This window comes from Kribbella sp. NPDC054772 (assembly GCF_053611945.1).
Map to the genome: position 1 here is coordinate 85497 of NZ_JBSHBJ010000002.1, position 19298 is coordinate 104794.

Here is a 19298-nt window from a genome sequence, read left to right on the forward strand (position 1 = left end):
CTCAGGCCGCCTTCCGGTCCGTGACCGCGCGGACGAGGTTGCCGGCGGCAACATCTCCGAGGTCGAGGTACTCCGCGCCGAGGTCGACCGCCAGTTCGGCGGCAAGACCGAGCCGGACGCCGCGGTGCGGTTCGCAGTCCACGACAACGGTCGCGATGCCCTGCTGGGCCAGCCAGCCGGCCGCCTGACGAGCGCGGGCGAAGGCGTTCTCGCCGTACGTGGCGCGGCCGTCGGTGACGAGCACCAGGAGCGGGCGCCGCCGCGGGTCGCGGATCGCGGCGATCCGCAGTACCTCGGCTGCTTGCAAGAGACCTTCGGCGAGCGGGGTGCGGCCGCCGGTCGGGAGGGATTCGAGGCGTCGTACGGCGGTTTCGACGCTGCCCGTCGGCGGGAGAGCGACCGTGGCGGCCGGGCCGGCGAACGTGACGAGGCCGACGGTGTCGCGGCGCTGATACGCGTCGAGGAGCAGCGAGACGATCGCGGTCTTCACCTCGCCCATGCGCTTCTTCGTGCCCATCGAGCCGGACGCGTCGACGCAGAACAGGACGAGGTTGCCCTCACGACCTTCGCGTACGGCGAGGCGGACGTCGGCGGGACGCACCACGAGGCCTGTGCCGCTGCGACCGCGGGCGTGCTGGTGTGGGGCGGCGCTCCAGATGGTGCCGAGGAGATGCGGTCGGCCCGGCTCGCGGCCGACTCGCGCGCGGTCGCCGACGACCCGGCCCACCTCGGTGATGGCGCGGGAGCGGCGGCCGGCGACACCCATCCCAGCTGCTTGCACGCTCAGGAGGCGGGCCTTGTAGGGCTCGGAGCTTCCGGCGATCTCACCGACCGGCGTCGGGCCGGGCTGACCGCTTTCACCGTCACCCGGCTCACCTTTCGCAGCCGAGCGCTTCGGGTCGCCGGGCGCGCCGTCGTCCAGGCCGTCGCGGGCCGGATCCGCGGCATCATCCGAGGCGTCGTTCGCCAGGTCGCCGTTTGTCGGGTCCGCGGCGCTCGCCGAGTCGTTCGAGTCGCCCGGCGCCGCGTCGGCGTTGGCCGGGTCGTCGGCGCCGCCCGGGCCGCCCGGGCCGCCCGGCGGGTCGTCGTCGGGGTCTTCCGGGGGCGTGCTGTTGTTGATCGCGTCTTCGAGTTGCTGCTCGTCCAACCCCGGTGCGTCGAACGGGTTCCGCCGACGGCGATGCGGGAGCGCCAGCTTCGCGGCCGCCCGGACGTCCTCGACCTCGACGACCGTGCGCCCGGACCACGCTGCATGAGCGACGGCGGCACGAGCCGTCACGAGGTCCGCACGCATCCCGTCCACGTCGAACGAAGCGCAGATCTCCGCGATCTGCCGCAGTGCGGAGTCGGTCAGGAGCACCTCGGCCAGCAGGTCGCGCGCCTTCACGATGCGCTCGGCGAGCTCCCGCTGCGCGCCGTCGTACCGGGCGACGAAGGTCTCCGGATCCGCCTCGTAGGTCAGCCGCGCGCGCATCACCTCGACGCGGACGGCGGGATCGCGGCTCGCCACCACGTCCACGGTCAGGCCGAACCGGTCGAGCAACTGCGGCCGGAGCTCGCCTTCCTCCGGGTTCATGGTGCCGACCAGCACGAACCGCGCCGGGTGCGTGACCGAGACGCCGTCCCGCTCGACCGTCGCCCGCCCCATCGCGGCCGCGTCGAGCAGTACGTCGACCAAGTGATCGTGCAGCAGGTTGACCTCGTCGACGTACAGCAACCCCCGATGCGCGGCCGCCAACAAGCCCGGCTCGTACGCCGTGACGCCTTCCGCGAGCGCCTTCTCCAGGTGCAACGACCCGAGCACCCGGTCCTCGGTCGCGCCCACCGGCAACTCGACCAACTGCGCAGCCCGCAGCCCCGGCCGCCCGCCGGTCCCACCCGCATCACCGCGGTCCGCCGCTCCCCCAAGCGGTCCGTCGCTGAGCGCGGTACCGTCCGCTTCCCCGTGACGCAGTCCGTCACCGTGCGCGGCACGGTCCGCTTCCGCGTGATGCGATCCGTCGCTGAGGTCGGCACCGTCTTCCGCGTGGTGCGGGCCGTCGGGGCAGGTCGGGTCGGGGCGCGCCGGATCGCAGGAGAAGCGGCAGCCGGGGACCACCTCGACGGGCGGGAGGATCTCGGTGAGCGCGCGGACGGCCGTCGACTTCGCCGTCCCCTTCTCGCCGCGGATCAGGACGCCGCCGATCGCCGGCGAGATCGCGGCCAGGATCAGCGCGAGCTGGAGATCGTCCATCCCGACGATCGCGGTGAACGGAAAGCTGGTCGACTGACCCGGTGAACGCACGGCCCGCATCGGCGGAATCCCTTTCGTCGAGCGGGTGTCCACGCCCGCTACGGCACTGGTACGCCGGCGCTGCGGAATTCCGTAGGCCGGCGGACGACCGTGGATGTCCTGGCTCCCAGAGTCTGCGCCTGTCACAGCTTTCGCACAGCTCTGGTCACAGTGGCGGGACCGCCCCGGATTCGCACCGGTGTTCCTCCACAACCGTCGGCCCGATCATGGCACACCAACTCCCTCCGGAACCCATCCCGGTCACGTGGCACTCACCACGCCGCCGGGTGGCGGGTTGTGTGACCACTGACGGGTTACAGCACGTCAGCGGCGCAGCAACCCGCCAGCGGCACCCGGTGTCAGGCAGTCAGGCGTCAGCGGTTCAGGCGTTTGGCGAGGGCGTTGGCGGCGGTGTCGTCCGCGACCTCGCGGATGCCGACGATCGGGGTGACGGTGACGAAGCCGGCGGCGAGGAGGGCCACGTCGGAGTCCGGGTCCGGATTCGGGTGATTCGGCCCCAGCAGGATCACCGGCTCCCCGGTCGGAGCCGTCGAGCCGGTCAGCCGCGAGTGTGACAGCGGCGCCAGCGACGCGTGGCGTACTCCTGCCAGCTGGTCCAGCGGGCGGTCCGGCACGTTGATCGTCACGACCGTGCCGGCGGGCTCGGCCGCGATCCACCCGAGCGCCTCACCCGCGATCGTCGCCGCGGTCGGCCAGTGCTGCGGGTCCTCCGAGTCGAGGCTGACGGCGACCCCCGACGTACCGTAACCGGACGCGGTCACGGCCGCCGCGACGGTGCCGGAGTGGAAGATCGACACGCTGACGTTGAGCCCGCGGTTGATCCCGGACAGGACCAGGTCGGGCGCCGGACCGAACGCGCCGAGGGCCGCCAGCGTCACCGCACCCGCGGGCGTTCCCTCGATCCCGATGTAGGTGACGCCGTTCTCCTCGTCGGACGCGGTCCGGATCGGGCGGCCGACCATGCCCGCGCGGGCCGATCCGACGCCACTCTCGTCGAGCAGCGGTGCGACCACGACCACGTCGTACCCGAGCTCGGCGATGGTCGGTGCCAGCGCCCGGATTCCCGGGGCGCGATACCCGTCGTCGTTGGTGATCAGGACCCGTGGTCGCTCAGGAAGCATGCCTCAACCCAATCAGCCGCGGTCCTCGATGTCACCTTCCGTCTCAAGTACTGCGTTCCGTAGCGTCGCGAGCGCCTCGTCCGACGGCTCCGCCCAGAGCCCGCGCTGCGCCGCCTCGAGCAGCCGTTCGGCGATGCCGTGCCGGGCCCACGGGTTCGACGCGCGGAAGAACTCGGCCATCTCGGGATTCGCGACGTACTCGGTGGTCAGCGACTCGTACATCCAGTCGTCGACCACGCCCGCGGTCGCGTCGTAGCCGAACAGGTAGTCGACGGTCGCGGCCATCTCGAACGCACCCTTGTACCCGTGCCGCCGCATCGCCGCCATCCAGCGCGGGTTCACCACCCGCGCCCGGAAGACCCGCTTCGCCTCCTCGTCCAGCGTCCGGGTCTTCACCTGGGCGGGGACGGCCGAGTCGCCGACGTACGCCTTCGGGTTCGAGCCGGTGAGGTGCCGGACCATCGCGATCATGCCGCCGTGGTACTGGAAGTAGTCGTCGGAGTCCATGATGTCGTGCTCGCGGGTGTCGGCGTTCTTCGCCGCGACCTGGATCCGGGCGTACGCGCGTTCCATCGAGCCGCGGGCCTCGGCGCCGTCCAGGTCCTTGCCGTACGCGTACCCGCCCCAGACGGCGTAAACCTCGGCCAGCTCGGCGTCGGTGCGCCAGTTGCGCGCGTCCACGAGCGGCAGCAAGCCGGCGCCGTACGAGCCCGGCTTGGAGCCGAAGACCCGGGCCGTCGACTGGCGTACGTCGTTGCCCGCAGCAACGTCAGCGTCGACGTGGGCCTTCAGGAAGTTGTCCGTCGGCGGCTCGTCGAGCGCGGCGACCGTGCGGACCGCCTCGTCGAGCAGCGCGACGACGTGCGGGAACGCGTCCCGGAAGAAGCCGGAGATCCGGATCGTGACATCGATCCGCGGCCGACCGAGCTCCACGAGATCGACCACCTCGAAGCTCGTCACCCGCCGGGACGCCTCGTCCCAGACCGGGCGGCAGCCGAGCAGCCAGAGCACCTCGGCGAGGTCGTCGCCCTGGGTCCGCATCGCCGACGTTCCCCAGACGGTCAGGCCCACCGATCGCGGGTACTCCCCCGTCTCGGACAAGTGCCGGGCCAGCAACGAGTCGGCGAGCGCGACGCCGACGTCCCACGCGTTGCGGCTCGGGATCGCCTTCGGGTCGACCGCGTAGAAGTTGCGCCCGGTCGGCAGTACGTTCACCAGACCGCGGGTCGGCGACCCGGACGGTCCGGCTTCGACGAACCGCCCGTCGAGGGCGCGCAGTACGTTAGCCAGTTCGTCGTCGGTGCGCGCCAGCCGCGGTACGACCTCCTCGGCCGCGAACGTCAGCGACGCCGTCACCTGAGCGGACTCCCGGCCGAGCACCTCGGCGACGACGACCGGGACCTTGGACGCGTCCCAGCTCAGCGTCTCCATGCCGAGGACCAGCTTCCGCGCGACGGCTTCCAAGATGTCCACACCGTCTGCGCCAGTGACCGCGGGCAGGTCGGCCAGCGTCGCCAGATCGGTGAGGTCAACGGACACGCCGGGATTGGCGAGCAACTCGGCCTCGTCCACCCCGAAGGTCTCCCCGAGCGCGGCCCGCAGACCCGGGATCGAGTACGAACCGCCCCACAGCTGCCGAGCGCGAAGTACGGCGAGCACCAGGTTCACCCGCGCTTCACCGTCCGGCGCACCGCCCAGCACATGCAGCCCGTCGCGGATCTGCACGTCCTTGATCTCGCACAGGTACCCGTCCAGGTGCAGCACGAACTCGTCGAAGTCGTCGTCCTCGGGCTTCTCGTCCGTGTGCAGGTCGTGGTGCAACTGGGCCGCCTGGATCAACGTCCAGATCTGGGCCCGCAGCGTCGGCACCTTGTCCGGGTCGAGCGCCTGCACGGTCGCGTACTCGTCGAGCAGGTACTCGAGCTTCGCCATGTCGCCGTACGTCTCGGCCCGTGCCATCGGCGGCACCAGGTGGTCGACGACCGTCGCATGCGCGCGCCGCTTCGCCTGCGTCCCCTCGCCGGGGTCGTTGACGATGAACGGGTACACCATCGGCAGGTTCCCGAGTACGGCGTCCGGCGCGCAGTCGGCCGCCATCCCGATCCCCTTGCCCGGCAGCCACTCCAGCGTCCCGTGCTTGCCCAGGTGTACGACGGCCTGCGCACCGAACCCGCCCTCTTCGACGGGTGCTTCCAGCCAGCGGTACGCCGCCAGGTAGTGGTGCGACGGCGCCATGTCCGGATCGTGGTAGATCGCCACCGGGTTCTCACCGAATCCGCGCGGCGGCTGGATCATCAGCACCACGTTCCCGAACCGCAGCGCCGCCAGCGCGATCGCGGGCTCGTCACCCGAGCTGTCGACGTACAACTCGCCGGGCGCCTCGCCCCACGCCTCGGTCATTGCCGTCTGCAACGATTCCGGCACCCGGCCGAACCACTGCGCGTACGTCGACAGCGGGACCTTCGCGACCGCGGACGCCAACTGCTCGTCGGTCAGCCAGTCGACGTCGTGACCACCGGCCGCGATCAGCTGATGGATCAGCCCATCACCTTCCAGCGCGCTCACGTCGAGGTCGCCGACGTCGTACCCGGCCTCCTGCAGCCGGCCGAGCAGCACGACCGCCGACGCCGGGGTGTCCAGACCGACCGCGTTCCCGATCCGCGCATGCTTCGTCGGGTACGACGACAACACCAGCGCGATCCGCTTCTCGGCCGGCGGCACGTGCCGCAACCGGGCGTGCGCGACCGCGATCCCGGCCAGCCGCGCGCACCGCTCGGCGTCCGGCGCGTACCGGGCCAGCCCGTCGGCGTCGTACGACTTGAACGAGAACGGGATCGTGATCAGCCGCCCGTCGAACTCCGGGATCGCGACCTGCGTCGCGGCGTCCAGCGGGCTGATCGCCGCGTCGCTCTCCACCCACTGCTCGCGCGTCGAGGTCAGCGCGAGGCCCTGGATCAACGGGATGTCGAGCGAGGCGAGCGCACCGGCGTCCCAGGCGTCTTCGGCTCCACCCGCGCTGGCGTTCGCCGCGACCGAACCGCCGGCGGCGAGCAGCGTCGTGACGAGCACGTCGCACTTGCGCAGCAGGTCGAACAAGCCTGCGTTCTCGTCGCTCGTCGGATCAAGGCCGCGCAACGTCCCGCAGTACACCGGCAGCGGCTGCGCGCCTGCCTCCGTCACGGCGGACGCCAGCGCGTCGACGAAGGCCGTGTTCCCGGAGATCTCGTGAGCGCGGTAGTACACGATCCCGACCACCGGCCGGTCGTCCTCGACGTACGTCCCGCGCACGCCGTACGCCGGGAGCGCGCGCGGCGGCTCGAACTCGTCGCCGGTGAGCAGCAACGTGTCGCGCAGGAAGCCGGCCAGGTTCCGGAGGTTGTCCGCGCCGCCCTCGCGCAGATACGCCAGCGCCTCGGTGACGGCACCGGCCGGCACCGTCGACAGCGACATCAGCTCTGCGTCCGGCGCGGCCTCACCACTGACCACGACCGTCGGCTTGCCCGCCGCGAGCACCGCGTCGAGCCCTTCTTCCCAGGCGCGCCGACCACCGAGCAGCCGCACGACCACGACATCGGAGGTCGCCAGCAACCCACCGAGCTCGGCGAGCTCGAGGCGGGCCGGGTTCGCCACCTTCCACCCCGCGCCGGCCTCCGCGGCCGCCAGCAGATCGGTGTCGGCGGTGGACAGCAACAGCAGGTTCGCAGGCATGCGCGACCGTTCCTTCCCGGGGTATCCACGCCCCGACTCCAGGTACGACGGCGGCAGTTCCTGACTCCCCTTACGGGTCACAGTGGCGGGACCGCCCCGGACTCACACCGGGTTCCTGCTGATGCCGTCGAATGACGTCGCCGACTCTAGCCGACCGACGCGGCGTACCGGCTCTTGAGTTCCTCCCAGGTCGCGCGGTCTGAGCCAGGTTCGGCGTCGACAACGACGGCGGCCAGTGTGTCGAGGTGGTAGTGCCAGCCGGAGACGAAGTCCAGGCCGTGCCCCTGATCCGTCAGCCTGCCGTGGGTGAGAACAAGCCGGGTGCCGTCCGGCTCCGGGGTCAGCTCGAATCGGACGATGCTGTCCGCAGGCTGCGTCGGCCCGCCGTTCCACTCGAACTCGGCCAGCCGGGGCGGTTCCCAGGCCAGCGTCTTGCCGCTGATCGGGTCGCCCTGGTTGTCGTGCATGACGAGCAGGGCGCCGTCCGGCCCAACTCCCCGTCGGCGATCCAGCGGCGGAGGCCGTCCTTCGAGGTGAGGTACGACCACAGCGTCTCGATATCCACCGGAAAGCTGCGCTCCAGCCGTACGACGCCCTCGGTGAGGGTGCCCAGATCTGTCATGACTGTCTCCTATCAGGTGTGTCGCCCGCCGCGAGGTCGGCGCGGATCCGCGCGTCCAGACGGTCGAGGTGCCGGTCCCAGAACTGCCGTTGCGTGGCGACCCACTGCTCGAGCTCACCGAAGCCGCGCGCGTCGAGGCTGTAGACCCGGCGCTGCGCGTCGACGCGCCGCCGGACCAGACCTGCCTCCCGCAGCACCTTCAGATGGTGCGCGACCGCCGGCCGGGTGCTGCTGAACTCGTTCGCCAGCTCACCGGCCGTCCGCTCACCCCGGGCCAGCAACTCGACGATCCGCCGCCGGGTGCCGTCCGCGAGCGCACTGAAGATCTCCACCTCTTCAGTGTGTCAATGATTGTTTACATAAGTCAAGCCTTATGAAGCGCGTAGTGGGCGGCGAGCAGGTCGGTGCCCCAGTCGTTGCGGAGGTCGCGCCAGACCGAGTGGATGTGGTTGGCGTTGTCCTGGGTGTTGTCGTACTCGGCGAGGAAACTGGGGCCGGCGATCGAGTAGTAGTGGCGGTGGCCGACGCCGGGCTGGGTCTCACCGGCCCAGGCGAAGGTAAGGCGCTCGATGCCGTGTTCGGTGATGTCCTGCCAGGTCTGCAGACCGATCGGGCCGGCGGCGCGGCCGACGTACTGGCCGATGAGCAGGCTGAGGAGCTGACGCTGGTCCTCGGTCATGTCGCCGTACCCGAGGCCGCGGTGCAGTAGCGAAGCGTCGGCGACCGGGTCGTGGCGAGTCAGCATGTCGTCGGGGGCGTCCGGTGAGACGTGCGCGATCTCCAGCTGGCCCGGTTCGAGGGCGTGCAGGAGCTGGAAGCCCAGGTCTTGCTCGGCCGCGAGGAACCGTCGGCCCGCCTCGGGTCCGGTCCGCGCCTCGGCCGGGTTCGACCCGATGAACTGCGGTGTGAACGCGACCGCGCCGTCGACGAACGTCACGTGCAGCGCGAGGTGGTGCCCGTTCAGCCGCCAGGCCCACGGCTCGGTGCCGGACGGGTCGCCGAGCACCCGGAGGAAGTACCGGCCGCCGAGGACCGAGCCCTCCCAGTCCCCCGACGCCGGCAGCGCCGGGATCCCGCGCAGGATCACCTCCGCGTCCAGCACCGCCCACGAGTCCGCCGCGCCACGCTCACTGCATCCGAGCTCGACCAGGCGCTTCGCCAGCAACTGCTGCGCGGGCGTCAGCTCGGACAGCGGCAGGCCGGCCCGGTCCCCCGGCAGGTAGGTCCACTCCTTGTGGTCCGGGGTGTCGAACGGCGCCCGGATCTTGTCCAGCTGCGCCGGCGTGAGGCTCGCCAGCAGATCCAGTACGGCGTCCCGCGTCTGCGCTACAACCATGCCGATCGCTCCCGTTCCGTCGGTTCGTAAGGTGTCCACTGTTCGAACGGCCGGTCCAGCTTGTACCGGAAATCGGGTTGCCGCAGCAGGACGCGTGTTTCCGCGTTGTCCGGGTTGCGCAGCGACTCGACGAACCCGACCGACCAGTGGAACCACCGCATGCAGAACAGCCGCATGGTCAGCCCGTGCGACACCAGCAGCACGTTCTGCGGCGCGTTCGGGGAGTCGAAGTCGCGGTGCATCGTCTCCAGGAACGTCGACACCCGGTCGTACACGTCCGCGCCCGACTCGCCGTGGGTGAACCGGTAGAAGAAGTGCCCGAACGAGTTCCGGAGCTGCTCCTGCTGCTTGATGTCCTCGGTGTCCTGCAGGTTCGCCCAGTCCTGCTCGCGCAGCCGCGGCTCCTCGCACGGCATCCGGATCAGGTCGTCCAGCCCGAGCGAGTCCAGCGTCTGCCGGGCCCGCAGGTACGGCGAGACGTACACCCGGACCGGCTCGTTCTCGAACACCTCCCGCAGGTGCTTACCCGCCTTGGCCGCCTGCTCGTGCCCGCGCGGCGTCAGCCGGACCGCGTGGTCCGGAACGCGTTCGTAGATCCGTTTGTCCAGGTTCGCCTCGGACTCGCCGTGCCGGATCAGCGCGATCCGCAACGGCCGGTGACTCAGCCCCATCGCTTCCCCTTTCCCAGGACCGCTACGACCGCAGCCATTCCGGCCGCTGCCGCGCCGACCTTGGTCGCGAGTGCCGCCGTACGCCGGACGTCGGTCACCGTCGGCGCCGGTCCGTCACCGAGCGTGCCGCGGTCCTCCTGATAGGTCCCGTAACTGTTCGTCCCGCCGAGCTTCAGCCCGAGTGCGCCGGCGAACGCCGCCTCGACCGGCCCCGCGTTCGGACTCGGATGCCGGCCGGCATCCCGCTGCCAGACGCCGATGGCCTCCTTCGGCCGACCCGCCACCAGACCGGTGAGCACCGCGCAGACCCGAGCCGGCAACAGATTGAGTACGTCGTCCAGTCGCGCCGCCGCCCACCCGAAGTTCTCGTACTTCGGAGACCGGTAACCGACCATCGCATCGAGCGTGTTGGCCGCGCGGTACCCGAGCAGCCCCGGGATACCGAAGACGCCGCCCCACAGCAGCGGCGCGACGCAGGCGTCCGACGTGTTCTCCGCGACGGACTCGACGGTCGCACGAGCCAGATCGTCGGCTTCGAGATCGGTCGCGTCGCGCGCGCACAGGTGACCGAGGCGGTCGCGGGCGGCCGGGATGTCCTTCTCCTCCAGCAAGCCGGCCATCGTCTCGGCCTCGCGCTCCAGGCTGCGGGCGCCCAGCACCGTCCAGGTCGCGGCGGCGGTCGCGATCGTGTGCAGCACCGGGTGGTTGCGGGTGGCTCGTTCGACGGCGATCCCGGCCGCGGTCGTGGTGCCGACGAGGATCGCGGTGTACGCGGCACCGGCCGGGCGCGAATCGGCGTACACCTGCTGCTCCAGGCGCGCGGCGGTCCGGCCGAAGCCGGCCACCGGGTGGAAGCGCCGGGGATCGCCGAGAAGGCGGTCGGCGGCGAAGCCGAGGAGAACACCGATGGCCCGGGACACCCTTGGAAGTCTGCCAGGTCCGGCCCTGTGATTGGGTGAGCGCCATGGGAATCGCGAAGCTGCTCCAGGAGGTCGACGGGAGCGGCACATTCGGCGTCTGGCTGGGCCGCTTGGACGGCGTACCGGTGTTCGAGCACGAGGCGGAACGCGGGCACTACTCCGCGAGCACGATGAAGCTGCCGGTGGCGATGGCGATGCTGCGCAAGGTCGAGGCCGGTGAGCTGGCGCTCGACCAGCCGGTGACCGTGCACAACGACTTCGAGTCCGCGGCCGGCGGCCGGTTCGGGGTGGATCCGGACGAGGACGAGGCGCCGGCGACCTGGGAGCGGATGGGTTCGTCGGCGCCGCTCGGATGGCTGGCCACGGAGATGATCACCCGCTCCAGCAACCTCGCGACCGACCTCGTCCTCGAGCAGGTCGGCATCGCGGCGGCCCACGCGGCGCTGGCCGCCTCGACGCTCCCAGGCTCGACGGCGCCGGAGTCCAAGATCCAGCGCGGGATCGACGACTCGGCCGCGCAGCGCGCCGGGATCAGCAATCTGATGAGCCCGGCCGGCCTGGCCGGCGTACTCGTTGCTGTTGGCAAGCAGGAGGACGACTACCTGCGTGACCTGCTGGCCGGCAACCAGTGGAACGGCGAGATCCCGGCGCAGCTGCCCGCGGGCACCCGCGTCGAGCACAAGAACGGCTGGGACACCCGGATCCGGCATGACGGCGGGATCGTCCGCCCCACCGACGCCGACCCGTTCGTGCTGGTGGTCTGTACGACGTCCGACCTGCCGGACGCCGCCGCGCAGAAGCTGATCGCGGCGATCGCTCTCGAGGCGTGGAACCACCGCAAAGACTTGGAGACGGTCCGGTGAAGATCACCACCCATTTGGTGTCCGCACCGCTGCACACCCCCTTCGTCACCGCGCTCCGGACCGCCACTCACGTCGAGTCGCTCCTCGTCGAGGTGAGCGACGGCGAGCTGAGCGGCTGGGGCGAGGCGCCGCAGGTCTGGAAGGTGACCGGCGACTCGCTGGCCGGTTCGCAGGCCTGCATCGAGGGCCCGATCACGACCGCGCTGAATGGGCTCGGTCCCGACGACCTGACCGAGGCGCTGCGCCGGGTGCAGGGCGCGGCGGTCGGCAACTTCGGCGCGAAGGACGCGGTCGACGTCGCGCTGCACGACCTCGCCGCCCGGCGCCGCGGTCAGACCTTGCACGAGTTCCTCGGGTCGACGGTCGACGTGGTGCAAACGGACGTGACGTTGTCGGTCGGCGATGCCGCCGCGCTGGCCGAGGCCGGTCGGGCGCGGGTCGCGGACGGGTTCGACGTACTGAAGATCAAGGTCGGGACCGACGCTCGTGGAGACATCGAGCGGGTACGCCGGGTGCGCGAGGCGATCGGTCCGGAGCCGCGACTGCGACTCGATGCGAACCAGGGCTGGTCCCGCCGCGACGCGGTTCGGGTCATCCGGGAGCTCGAGGACGCCGGGTGCGCGATCGAACTGGTCGAGCAGCCGGTCGCGGCGGCCGATCTGGAGGGGATGGCGTGGGTCACCGACCGGGTCTGGACGCCGATCCTCGCCGACGAGTCCGTGTACGGCGTCCGCGACCTGGTGGCGGTGATCCGGCAGGGCGCGGCCGACCTGGTGAACGTGAAGCTCGCGAAGTGCGGCGGCCTGGCGCCGGCCCGCACGCTGCTCGAGCTCGCCCGTGAGCACGGGCTGGGCGCGATCGTCGGCTGCATGATGGAGAGCCACGTCGGCGTCGGCGCGGCGGCGGCCCTCGTCTCGGCGTACCCGACGACCGCGGTCAACGACCTGGACGCCGCCTGGTGGCTCCGCGAGGCGCCGGTGACCGGCGGGATCCGGTACGACGGCTCCCTGATCCACCTGCCTTCTGCTCCGGGACTGGGCGTGACAGGCTTGACCGCATGAAGTTAGCCGCCACCAACGTCCCGGTCAGCACGGTCTGGACCTCGCCGGACGCGCCGCGCGACATCGACGCCCCGGCCACCGCCGACCAGCCCGATGTGGCCGCCTGGGCCAAGTCGATGGACACCGAGACCCGCCTCGGCCTGCATGGCCGGACCCTCACGCAGCTGCTGTTCGCCGAGCCCGTCCTGGTGCGTTCCGAACGGGACGGCTGGTCCGAGATCGTCGCGCCCTGGCAGCCGTCGTCCCAGGACGAGCTCGGGTACCCGGGCTGGGTCCCGTCGAGTCACCTGGGTGAGCTGCCGACCAGTGCGGCCGACCCGGTCGCGATCGCCGTACCGACCGCGATGCTGCTCGCCGAGCCCGGTGGCCAGCCGCTGGCCGAGCTGTCCTTCGCGACCGTGCTGGCCTCCGACGAGCACGCTGACGGACACACCCGCGTGGCAACGCCCGACGGTGGCTCCGGCTGGCTCGCGAACGCCGTACTGCGCTCCGGATCGGAGCCGTCCGACGCCGAAGACCGCCTCCGCCTCGGCCAGCAGTTCCTCGGCCTCGAATACCTGTGGGGCGGTACGTCGGCGTACGGGCTGGACTGCTCCGGGTTGATCCACGCGGTCAGCCGGGTGCTCGGTCTGCGGACGCCGCGCGATGCGCACGACCAGGCCGACGCGCTCCCGAACATCCCGATCGACGAGGCCCAGCCCGGTGACCTCTACTTCTTCGCACGCCCGCAGAAGACGATCCACCACGTCGGCTTCGTCTCCGCGGCCGGCATGCTGCACGCCTCGGAAACCGGCAAGCGCCTGGAGGACGGCCCGCTGACGGACGACCGCCGCGCCACCCTGATCCGGGCCGCTCGCTTCTGACCCCGAAGTCGTGTCCTGAGACACGAAACGGTGGCCTGAGACCTGCTGTGTCAGGTCTCCGGCCACGACGTCCTGTCTCAGGACTCCTTGTGGTGCAGCTCTTGCGCCTGCTGGGTGTCCTGCTCCGGCGCGGGCTGCTGAGCCGGGGCTTCGACGGCGAGCTTGCGGGACTTGTGCAGGCTCAGCACCGTCGTGATGCCGAGCGTCACGATGATGAAGCCGAGGGAGAACCAGATCGGGATCTCCGGCGCCCAGTCGATGTGGTGACCGCCGTTGATGAACGGCAGCTCGTTCACGTGCATCGCGTGCAGGACCAGCTTCACGCCGATGAACGCGAGCACCACCGACAGCCCCAGCGACAGGTACACCAGGCGCTTCAGCAGGTCGCCGAGCAGGAAGTACAGCTGCCGCAGACCCATCAGCGCGAACACGTTCGCGGTGAAGACCAGGAACGGCTCCTGGGTCAGGCCGTAGATCGCCGGAATCGAGTCGAGCGCGAACAACAGGTCGGTGGTACCGAGCGCGATGATCACGAGCGCCATCGGGGTGACGAGGCGCTTGCCGTTCTTCTTCAGCGTGAGCTTGACGCCGTTGTACTCGTCGGTGGCGTTCAGCCGCTTCTTCGCGAACCGGATGACGGCGTTCTCCTTGAAGTCGTCGTCATCGTTCTCGCCCTGCTTGGCGAGGTGGATCGCGGTGTACACCAAGAACGCGCCGAAGATGTAGAAGACCCAGGAGAACTGGTTGATCGCGGCCGCGCCGACGGCGATGAAGATGCCGCGGAACACCAGCGCCAGGATGATGCCGACCAGCAGCGCGGTCTGCTGATACTTCCTCGGCACCCCGAACCTGGCCATGATGATCAGGAAGATGAACAGGTTGTCGACGCTCAGGCTGTACTCGGTGAGCCAGCCGGCGAAGAACTCCCCGGCGTACTGCCCACCGGAGAACCACCAGACACCGAGGCCGAAGACCACCGCGAGACCGACGTAGAACGCGATCGCGGTCGCGGACTCCCTGGTGCTCGGCTCGTGCGGGCGGCGGCCGATGACGAAGACGTCGAACGCCAGCAGCGCGAGCAGCACCCCGACGGTGATGTACCAAACGTAGTCAGCAACGTGCACAGAAATCCTCCGGAGCTCAGACGAAAACCATCTACTCCGAAGGTCTCTTCCGCGTCACCGTGAGTGACGCCGGAGGCACCGGGTCCGGGATGACCTGGACCGTGATGACGATGCCGCCGCGAAAGGAATACTCCCCTTCTCTGCACCCATTCTGACGGCTGAATGTCCAAGACTCCAAATCCTGAGGCCCGTGTCCGCCTGTCGACATCGTCACAACTGGGTCAGGGAATAGTTGCAGCGCGTGATCTATTGGCGAATGATCAATCCTGGACGGCCGGTCGTTGCCGCTTCGGCAGCTTCGCGACCACGGTGTCGTACGAGGCGTCGATCAACTCCAGCACCTCGTCATCCGGCACCGCTCCCCCGAACCGCACCGTGTTCCAGCCGGCCCGCCCGATGTAGGCCATCTTGCTGACGTCGTCGGGATAGGTCTCCACCAACTCGTCGGCCTCCTCCCGGTTCGCCCCGCACTTGAGCCCGACGCCGCCGTCACCGAGGAACGCGAAGATCTTGTCCCCGACCTTCGCGACCACGTCCCCCTCCCACGGCTCGTCCTGCCAGGCGCCCGGCTTGCCCAGGCAGTAGTCGAGGATGTTGTCACCGGCCAGTCGCGTCATCACGGTCCTCCGTCAGCTGTGCGAGACGACCTCGACGTTGTTCCCGTCCGGGTCGCGCATGAACACCGCGTAGTACCCCGGGTGGTACTCCGGCCACTCCTTCGGCTCGTGCAGTACTTCGGCCCCGAGCTCCGTGACCGCCCGATGGACGGTGTCGACGGTCCCCCGGTTCGGCGCGGTGAACGCCACGTGGATCTCCCGCTGCGCCCCGCCGGTGTTGTGCCCACCGAGCCAGAACTTCGGTACGCCGTCCGTCCCGGCGAGCCCGAGAACGTCGCCGAAATCCAGCGACACCGAGATCCCCAGCGGGGCCAGCACGGTCTCGTAGAAGCGCCGGCTCGCGGCTACATCGTCGCACTGCAGCGACACGTGATCGAACATGCTTCCTCCCCTGAAATCCCACGTGAAGTCTCTGAACCGCACACTAGACCGCCGCGGCGACAGAACTACGCTGCTCGCCATGACATCACCTGTCGTCGTTGCCGCCGTCCAAGCCGGATCGATCCTGTTCGACACGCCCGCGACGCTGGCGAAGGCGGAGCAGTACGTCCGTGAGGCGGACGCGGCCGGCGCTCGCCTGATCGTGCTGCCGGAGGCGTTCCTGGGCGGTTATCCCAAGGGCGAGGACTTCGGCATCGTGGTCGGGTCGCGGTCGCCGGAGGGCCGCGAGCTGTACCGGCGCTACCGGCAGGCCGCGGTCGAGTTGGACGGACCGGAAGTCACGCGGCTGGCCGAGCTCGCCAGCGAACTCGCGGTACACCTCGTCGTCGGCGTGATCGAGCGCGACGGCGGGACGCTGTACTGCACGGCCGTCTTCATCTCGCCCGACGCCGGACTGGTCGCGCACCACCGCAAGCTGATGCCGACGGCGGCCGAGCGTTATCTCTGGGGCCAAGGCGACGGCTCGACGATGCCCGCCGTACGGACCGACCTCGGAGTGCTCGGCGCGGCGATCTGCTGGGAGAACTACATGCCGCTGTTCCGGCAGTCGATGTATGCCAAGGGCGTGCAGCTCTGGTGTGCGCCGACGGTCGACGACCGCGACCAGTGGCAGGCGACGATGCGCCACATCGCGCTCGAAGGCCGCTGCTTCGTGATCAGCGCCAACCAGTACCTGACCGGCGACGACGGCGCCGTCCTGATCAACGGCGGCAGCACGATCATCTCCCCGCTCGGCGAGATCCTCGCCGGCCCGCTGCGCGCCGGCGAAGGCATCCTCGTCGCGGAACTCGACCTGGCCGAGCTCGACCGCGGGTACTTCGACTTCGACTCGGTCGGCCACTACGCCCGCCCGGACATCTTCACGCTGTCCGTGGACGAGTCACCCCACCAGACCGTCGTACGCCGGAACTGACGGTCACCCCCGGCGTACTCGGCTACTGGACTACTCGAGCTACTTCGCGCCGGCGTTGGTCATCTGGCGGAGCTCCTTCTTCAGTTCGGAGATCTCGTCGCGGTAGCGGGCGGCGACCTCGAACTGGAGCTCGGCGGCGGCGTTGTGCATCTGGTCCGTCAGCTGCTGGATCAGATCGGCCAGATCGGACGACGGCAGGCCACCGGCCAGCTCCTTCGCCTTCTCGCCCGCCTTCGCCTTGCCGCCACCCGGTACCGGGGCCTTGCCGCGGGACTGCGTGCGGCCGGAGCCGAGCAGCTCCGCGGTGTCCGCGTCCTCGCGAGCCAGCATGTCGGTGATGTCGGCGATCTTCTTCCGCAGCGGCTGCGGATCGACACCCTGCTCCTCGTTGTACGCGATCTGCTTCGCGCGCCGCCGGTTCGTCTCGTCGATCGCCAGCTCCATCGACGGGGTGATCTTGTCGGCGTACATGAACACCTGGCCGGAGACGTTTCGTGCCGCACGGCCGATGGTCTGGATCAGCGAGCGGCCGGAGCGCAGGAAGCCTTCCTTGTCAGCGTCCAGGATCGCGACCAGCGACACCTCGGGCAGGTCCAGACCCTCGCGGAGCAGGTTGATACCGACCAGGACGTCGTACTCACCCATCCGCAGCTCACGCAGCAGCTCGACCCGACGCAGCGTGTCGACCTCGCTGTGCAGATACCTGGTCCGGATCCCCATCTCCAGCAGGTAGTCGGTGAGGTCCTCGGACATCTTCTTGGTCAGCGTCGTGACCAGCACCCGCTCGTCACGCTCGACCCGGAGCCGGATCTCGTGGATCAGGTCGTCGATCTGCCCCTTGGTCGGCTTCACGATCACCTCGGGGTCGACCAGACCGGTCGGCCGGATGATCTGCTCGACGTACCCGTCGGACTTGTCCTGCTCGTACTGCCCCGGGGTCGCGGAGAGGTAGACGGTCTGACCGATCCGCTCCAGGAACTCCTCCCAGCGCAGCGGCCGGTTGTCCATCGCGGACGGCAGCCGGAACCCGTGCTCCACCAGGGTCCGCTTCCGGGACATGTCGCCCTCGTACATCCCGCCGATCTGCGGGACGGTCACGTGCGACTCGTCGATGACGAGCACGAAGTCCTCGGGGAAGTAGTCCAGCAGGCAGTGCGGCGCCGTCCCAGGCTCGCGCCCGTCGGTGTGCCGCGAGTAGTTCTCGATCCCCGAACAGGTCCCGATCTGGCGCATCATCTCGATGTCGTACGTCGTCCGCATCCGGAGCCGCTGCGCCTCCAGCAACTGCCCGTTGCGCTCGAGCTCGGCCAGCCGCTCCTCCAGCTCGGCCTCGATCGAGGTGATCGCCTTCTCCATCCGCTCCGGCGCCGTCACGTAGTGCGTCGCCGCGCCGATGTAGAGCTCGTCCTCCTCGCTCAGCACCTCGCCGGTCAGCGGGTGCAGCGTCATCAGCCGCTCGATCTCGTCACCGAAGAACTCCACCCGGACGGCGAGCTCCTGGTACACCGGGAAGACCTCGAGCGTGTCGCCGCGGACCCGGAAGGTGCCGCGAGTGCCGGCCAGGTCGTTGCGCGCGTACTGCACCCCGACGAGCTGGCGGAGCAGGCCGTCGCGGTCCATCTCCGTGCCGACCTTCACGTGGATCATGCGGTTCAGGTACTCGTCCGCGGAGCCCAGGCCGTAGATGCAGGAGACGGTCGCGACCACGACCACGTCGCGCCGGGTCAGCAGGGACCAGGTGGCCGAGTGCCGGAGCCGCTCGACCTCCTCGTTGATCGAGGAGTCCTTCTCGATGTAGGTGTCCGTCTGCGGGACATACGCCTCGGGCTGGTAGTAGTCGTAGTACGAGACGAAGTACTCGACGGCGTTCTCGGGGAAGAACTGGCGCAGCTCGTTGGCGAACTGGGCGGCCAGCGTCTTGTTCGGCTGCAGGATCAGCATCGGGCGCTGCACCCGCTCGGCCAGCCACGCGACCGTCGCGGTCTTACCCGTACCCGTCGCGCCGAGCAGGACCACGTCCTGCTCGCCCGCGTTGATCCGCCGCTCGAGGTCCGCGATCGCGGCCGGCTGGTCACCGGCCGGATCGAAGTCCGACACCACCTTCAACGGGGCGACCATCCGCTGGAGATCCGACACCTGTCTCATGCCCACCACCGTACGGCGCCGCGCCGACAGTTTCTAAGAACCCCAGCTCAGAAGCTCTTGACCAGGGTGTTGTTCATGTAGATGAGCTCGTTCACCCGGCGTTTGTAGACCCGGGTCTCGAGCCCCGCGTCGCTCGCCGTCGTCCGGTCGAACTGGTCCTGGTACGCCGTCACGAAGCCCTGCATCGCGACCTTCTTGCCGTTCTTCGCGACCCAGACGCCGGTGTACGAGAGCGCGTAGCAGGCCTTGATGTTCGGGCTGGCCGCCTTGCACTGGACGCCCTTACCGATCCGGACACCCTGCATGCCGTTGGACTCGACGTCGACGAGGTGCTCCGCGAAACCCTTCGCGTCGTACAGCTCGGTCTGGCGGACCCAGTAGTACCCGTCGATCAGCCCGCGCGCGTTGAACTGCTGCAGGATGTAGTTCTTCCCGCCCTTGGACTTGTCCCAGTCCGGCAGCCAGCCCTTCGCGGGCGTGAACCAGACGCCCCAGCCGACCTCGACGCCGACGTCGTTCGCGCCCTTGGAGTCGTTGGGCGGGGGGGGGGGGGCCCGGGGGTTCTATTTGGCCGGCCGGGTGGGCGGGAGGTGGGACTCC

The 19298-nt window shown here is 69.8% G+C and carries 17 protein-coding genes and 2 riboswitches; of the genes, 4 read left to right on the forward strand and 13 right to left on the reverse strand.

All coding sequences use genetic code 11. From position 1 onward, the window contains the following. Nucleotide 1: 1 nt before the first annotated feature. From ACWGID_RS03310 to ACWGID_RS03345, 8 genes are all read right to left on the reverse strand, one after another. On the reverse strand, nt 2-2293 hold the full coding sequence (locus tag ACWGID_RS03310; RefSeq protein WP_452193966.1) for a magnesium chelatase subunit D family protein: 2292 nt from the start codon (nt 2291-2293) through the stop codon (nt 2-4). A 72-nt stretch (nt 2294-2365) separates the two neighbouring features. Further along, a riboswitch (cobalamin riboswitch) is annotated at nt 2366-2502 on the reverse strand. A 144-nt stretch (nt 2503-2646) separates the two neighbouring features. Next, nucleotides 2647-3414, reverse strand: coding sequence for a 5'/3'-nucleotidase SurE (gene surE / locus ACWGID_RS03315; protein ID WP_452193968.1), 768 nt, complete (start codon nt 3412-3414; stop codon nt 2647-2649). A 12-nt stretch (nt 3415-3426) separates the two neighbouring features. Further along, a complete protein-coding gene (gene cobN / locus ACWGID_RS03320; RefSeq protein ID WP_452193970.1) occupies nt 3427-7122 on the reverse strand; it encodes a cobaltochelatase subunit CobN in 3696 nt (1231 codons plus the stop codon). A gap of 35 nt (nt 7123-7157) precedes the next feature. Continuing rightward, nucleotides 7158-7282: riboswitch (cobalamin riboswitch) on the reverse strand. Next, nucleotides 7269-7670 (reverse strand): SRPBCC domain-containing protein, encoded by a 402-nt coding sequence (locus tag ACWGID_RS03325; RefSeq protein WP_452193972.1) that lies wholly within the window; start codon nt 7668-7670, stop codon nt 7269-7271. It overlaps the preceding riboswitch by 14 nt. A 70-nt stretch (nt 7671-7740) precedes the next feature. Further along, entirely contained in the window at nt 7741-8076 is a 336-nt protein-coding gene (locus ACWGID_RS03330) for a metalloregulator ArsR/SmtB family transcription factor (protein ID WP_452193974.1), read from the reverse strand. A 32-nt stretch (nt 8077-8108) separates the two neighbouring features. Next, the gene (locus tag ACWGID_RS03335) at nt 8109-9080 is read right to left on the reverse strand and encodes a DUF3500 domain-containing protein (protein ID WP_452193975.1); all 972 of its coding nucleotides are present in this window, start codon (nt 9078-9080) and stop codon (nt 8109-8111) included. Beyond that, nucleotides 9071-9751, reverse strand: coding sequence for a phosphoglycerate mutase family protein (locus ACWGID_RS03340; protein WP_452193977.1), 681 nt, complete (start codon nt 9749-9751; stop codon nt 9071-9073). Before ACWGID_RS03340 ends, ACWGID_RS03335 begins: the two co-directional genes overlap by 10 nt. Then, nucleotides 9742-10671, reverse strand: coding sequence for a cobalamin biosynthesis protein (locus tag ACWGID_RS03345; RefSeq protein WP_452193979.1), 930 nt, complete (start codon nt 10669-10671; stop codon nt 9742-9744). Before ACWGID_RS03345 ends, ACWGID_RS03340 begins: the two co-directional genes overlap by 10 nt. Before the next feature lie 44 nt (nt 10672-10715). Between ACWGID_RS03345 and ACWGID_RS03350 the strand changes: the two genes are divergently transcribed. Genes ACWGID_RS03350 through ACWGID_RS03360 form a run of 3 tightly spaced genes read left to right on the forward strand, consistent with a single transcriptional unit; the run spans nt 10716 to nt 13458 of the window. Further along, nucleotides 10716-11534 carry a serine hydrolase gene (locus ACWGID_RS03350; protein ID WP_452193981.1) on the forward strand — a complete coding sequence of 273 codons (819 nt, stop codon included), beginning with the start codon at nt 10716-10718 and terminating at the stop codon, nt 11532-11534. Beyond that, the gene (locus ACWGID_RS03355; RefSeq protein WP_452193982.1) at nt 11531-12595 is read left to right on the forward strand and encodes a mandelate racemase/muconate lactonizing enzyme family protein; all 1065 of its coding nucleotides are present in this window, start codon (nt 11531-11533) and stop codon (nt 12593-12595) included. The genes ACWGID_RS03350 and ACWGID_RS03355 overlap by 4 nt, the downstream gene beginning before the upstream one ends. Further along, complete coding sequence (locus ACWGID_RS03360) at nt 12592-13458, forward strand: C40 family peptidase (RefSeq protein ID WP_452193984.1); 867 nt, start codon at nt 12592-12594, stop codon at nt 13456-13458. The genes ACWGID_RS03355 and ACWGID_RS03360 overlap by 4 nt, the downstream gene beginning before the upstream one ends. Before the next feature lie 77 nt (nt 13459-13535). Here ACWGID_RS03360 and ACWGID_RS03365 read toward each other — a convergent pair whose 3' ends face one another. The 3 genes from ACWGID_RS03365 to ACWGID_RS03375 form a co-directional block, all read right to left on the reverse strand. Beyond that, nucleotides 13536-14582, reverse strand: a complete 1047-nt coding sequence (locus tag ACWGID_RS03365; protein WP_452193985.1) for a TerC family protein — start codon at nt 14580-14582, stop codon at nt 13536-13538. A 260-nt stretch (nt 14583-14842) separates the two neighbouring features. Next, nucleotides 14843-15199: an MmcQ/YjbR family DNA-binding protein gene (locus ACWGID_RS03370; protein ID WP_452193986.1), complete on the reverse strand. Its 357-nt coding sequence runs from the start codon at nt 15197-15199 to the stop codon at nt 14843-14845. A gap of 12 nt (nt 15200-15211) precedes the next feature. Further along, nucleotides 15212-15580 carry a VOC family protein gene (locus ACWGID_RS03375; RefSeq protein WP_452193987.1) on the reverse strand — a complete coding sequence of 123 codons (369 nt, stop codon included), beginning with the start codon at nt 15578-15580 and terminating at the stop codon, nt 15212-15214. A 79-nt stretch (nt 15581-15659) separates the two neighbouring features. On the opposite strand from ACWGID_RS03375, the gene ACWGID_RS03380 reads away from it, so the two are divergent. Next, entirely contained in the window at nt 15660-16553 is an 894-nt protein-coding gene (locus ACWGID_RS03380) for a carbon-nitrogen hydrolase family protein (protein ID WP_452193988.1), read from the forward strand. Nucleotides 16554-16592: 39 nt separating this feature from the next. Here the strand turns inward: ACWGID_RS03380 and uvrB are convergent, their stop codons facing one another. After that, nucleotides 16593-18698, reverse strand: coding sequence for an excinuclease ABC subunit UvrB (gene uvrB, locus ACWGID_RS03385; RefSeq protein WP_452193989.1), 2106 nt, complete (start codon nt 18696-18698; stop codon nt 16593-16595). A gap of 47 nt (nt 18699-18745) precedes the next feature. After that, on the reverse strand, nt 18746-19003 hold the full coding sequence (locus ACWGID_RS03390; RefSeq protein ID WP_452193990.1) for a hypothetical protein: 258 nt from the start codon (nt 19001-19003) through the stop codon (nt 18746-18748). Nucleotides 19004-19298: the final 295 nt, after the last annotated feature.

Bases quoted from the DNA above. Each gene is read 5' to 3' on its own strand.
- ACWGID_RS03370 (WP_452193986.1), bottom strand. From the start codon at position 15,199: ATGACGCGACTGGCCGGTGACAACATCCTCGACTACTGCCTGGGCAAG.
- ACWGID_RS03360 (WP_452193984.1), top strand. From the start codon at position 12,592: ATGAAGTTAGCCGCCACCAACGTCCCGGTCAGCACGGTCTGGACCTCG.
- ACWGID_RS03340 (WP_452193977.1), bottom strand. From the start codon at position 9,751: ATGGGGCTGAGTCACCGGCCGTTGCGGATCGCGCTGATCCGGCACGGC.
- cobN (WP_452193970.1), bottom strand. From the start codon at position 7,122: ATGCCTGCGAACCTGCTGTTGCTGTCCACCGCCGACACCGATCTGCTG.
- ACWGID_RS03335 (WP_452193975.1), bottom strand. From the start codon at position 9,080: ATGGTTGTAGCGCAGACGCGGGACGCCGTACTGGATCTGCTGGCGAGC.
- ACWGID_RS03390 (WP_452193990.1), bottom strand. From the start codon at position 19,003: ATGCAGGGTGTCCGGATCGGTAAGGGCGTCCAGTGCAAGGCGGCCAGC.
- ACWGID_RS03350 (WP_452193981.1), top strand. From the start codon at position 10,716: ATGGGAATCGCGAAGCTGCTCCAGGAGGTCGACGGGAGCGGCACATTC.
- ACWGID_RS03380 (WP_452193988.1), top strand. From the start codon at position 15,660: ATGACATCACCTGTCGTCGTTGCCGCCGTCCAAGCCGGATCGATCCTG.
- uvrB (WP_452193989.1), bottom strand. From the start codon at position 18,698: ATGAGACAGGTGTCGGATCTCCAGCGGATGGTCGCCCCGTTGAAGGTG.
- ACWGID_RS03310 (WP_452193966.1), bottom strand. From the start codon at position 2,293: ATGCGGGCCGTGCGTTCACCGGGTCAGTCGACCAGCTTTCCGTTCACC.
- surE (WP_452193968.1), bottom strand. From the start codon at position 3,414: ATGCTTCCTGAGCGACCACGGGTCCTGATCACCAACGACGACGGGTAT.
- ACWGID_RS03375 (WP_452193987.1), bottom strand. From the start codon at position 15,580: ATGTTCGATCACGTGTCGCTGCAGTGCGACGATGTAGCCGCGAGCCGG.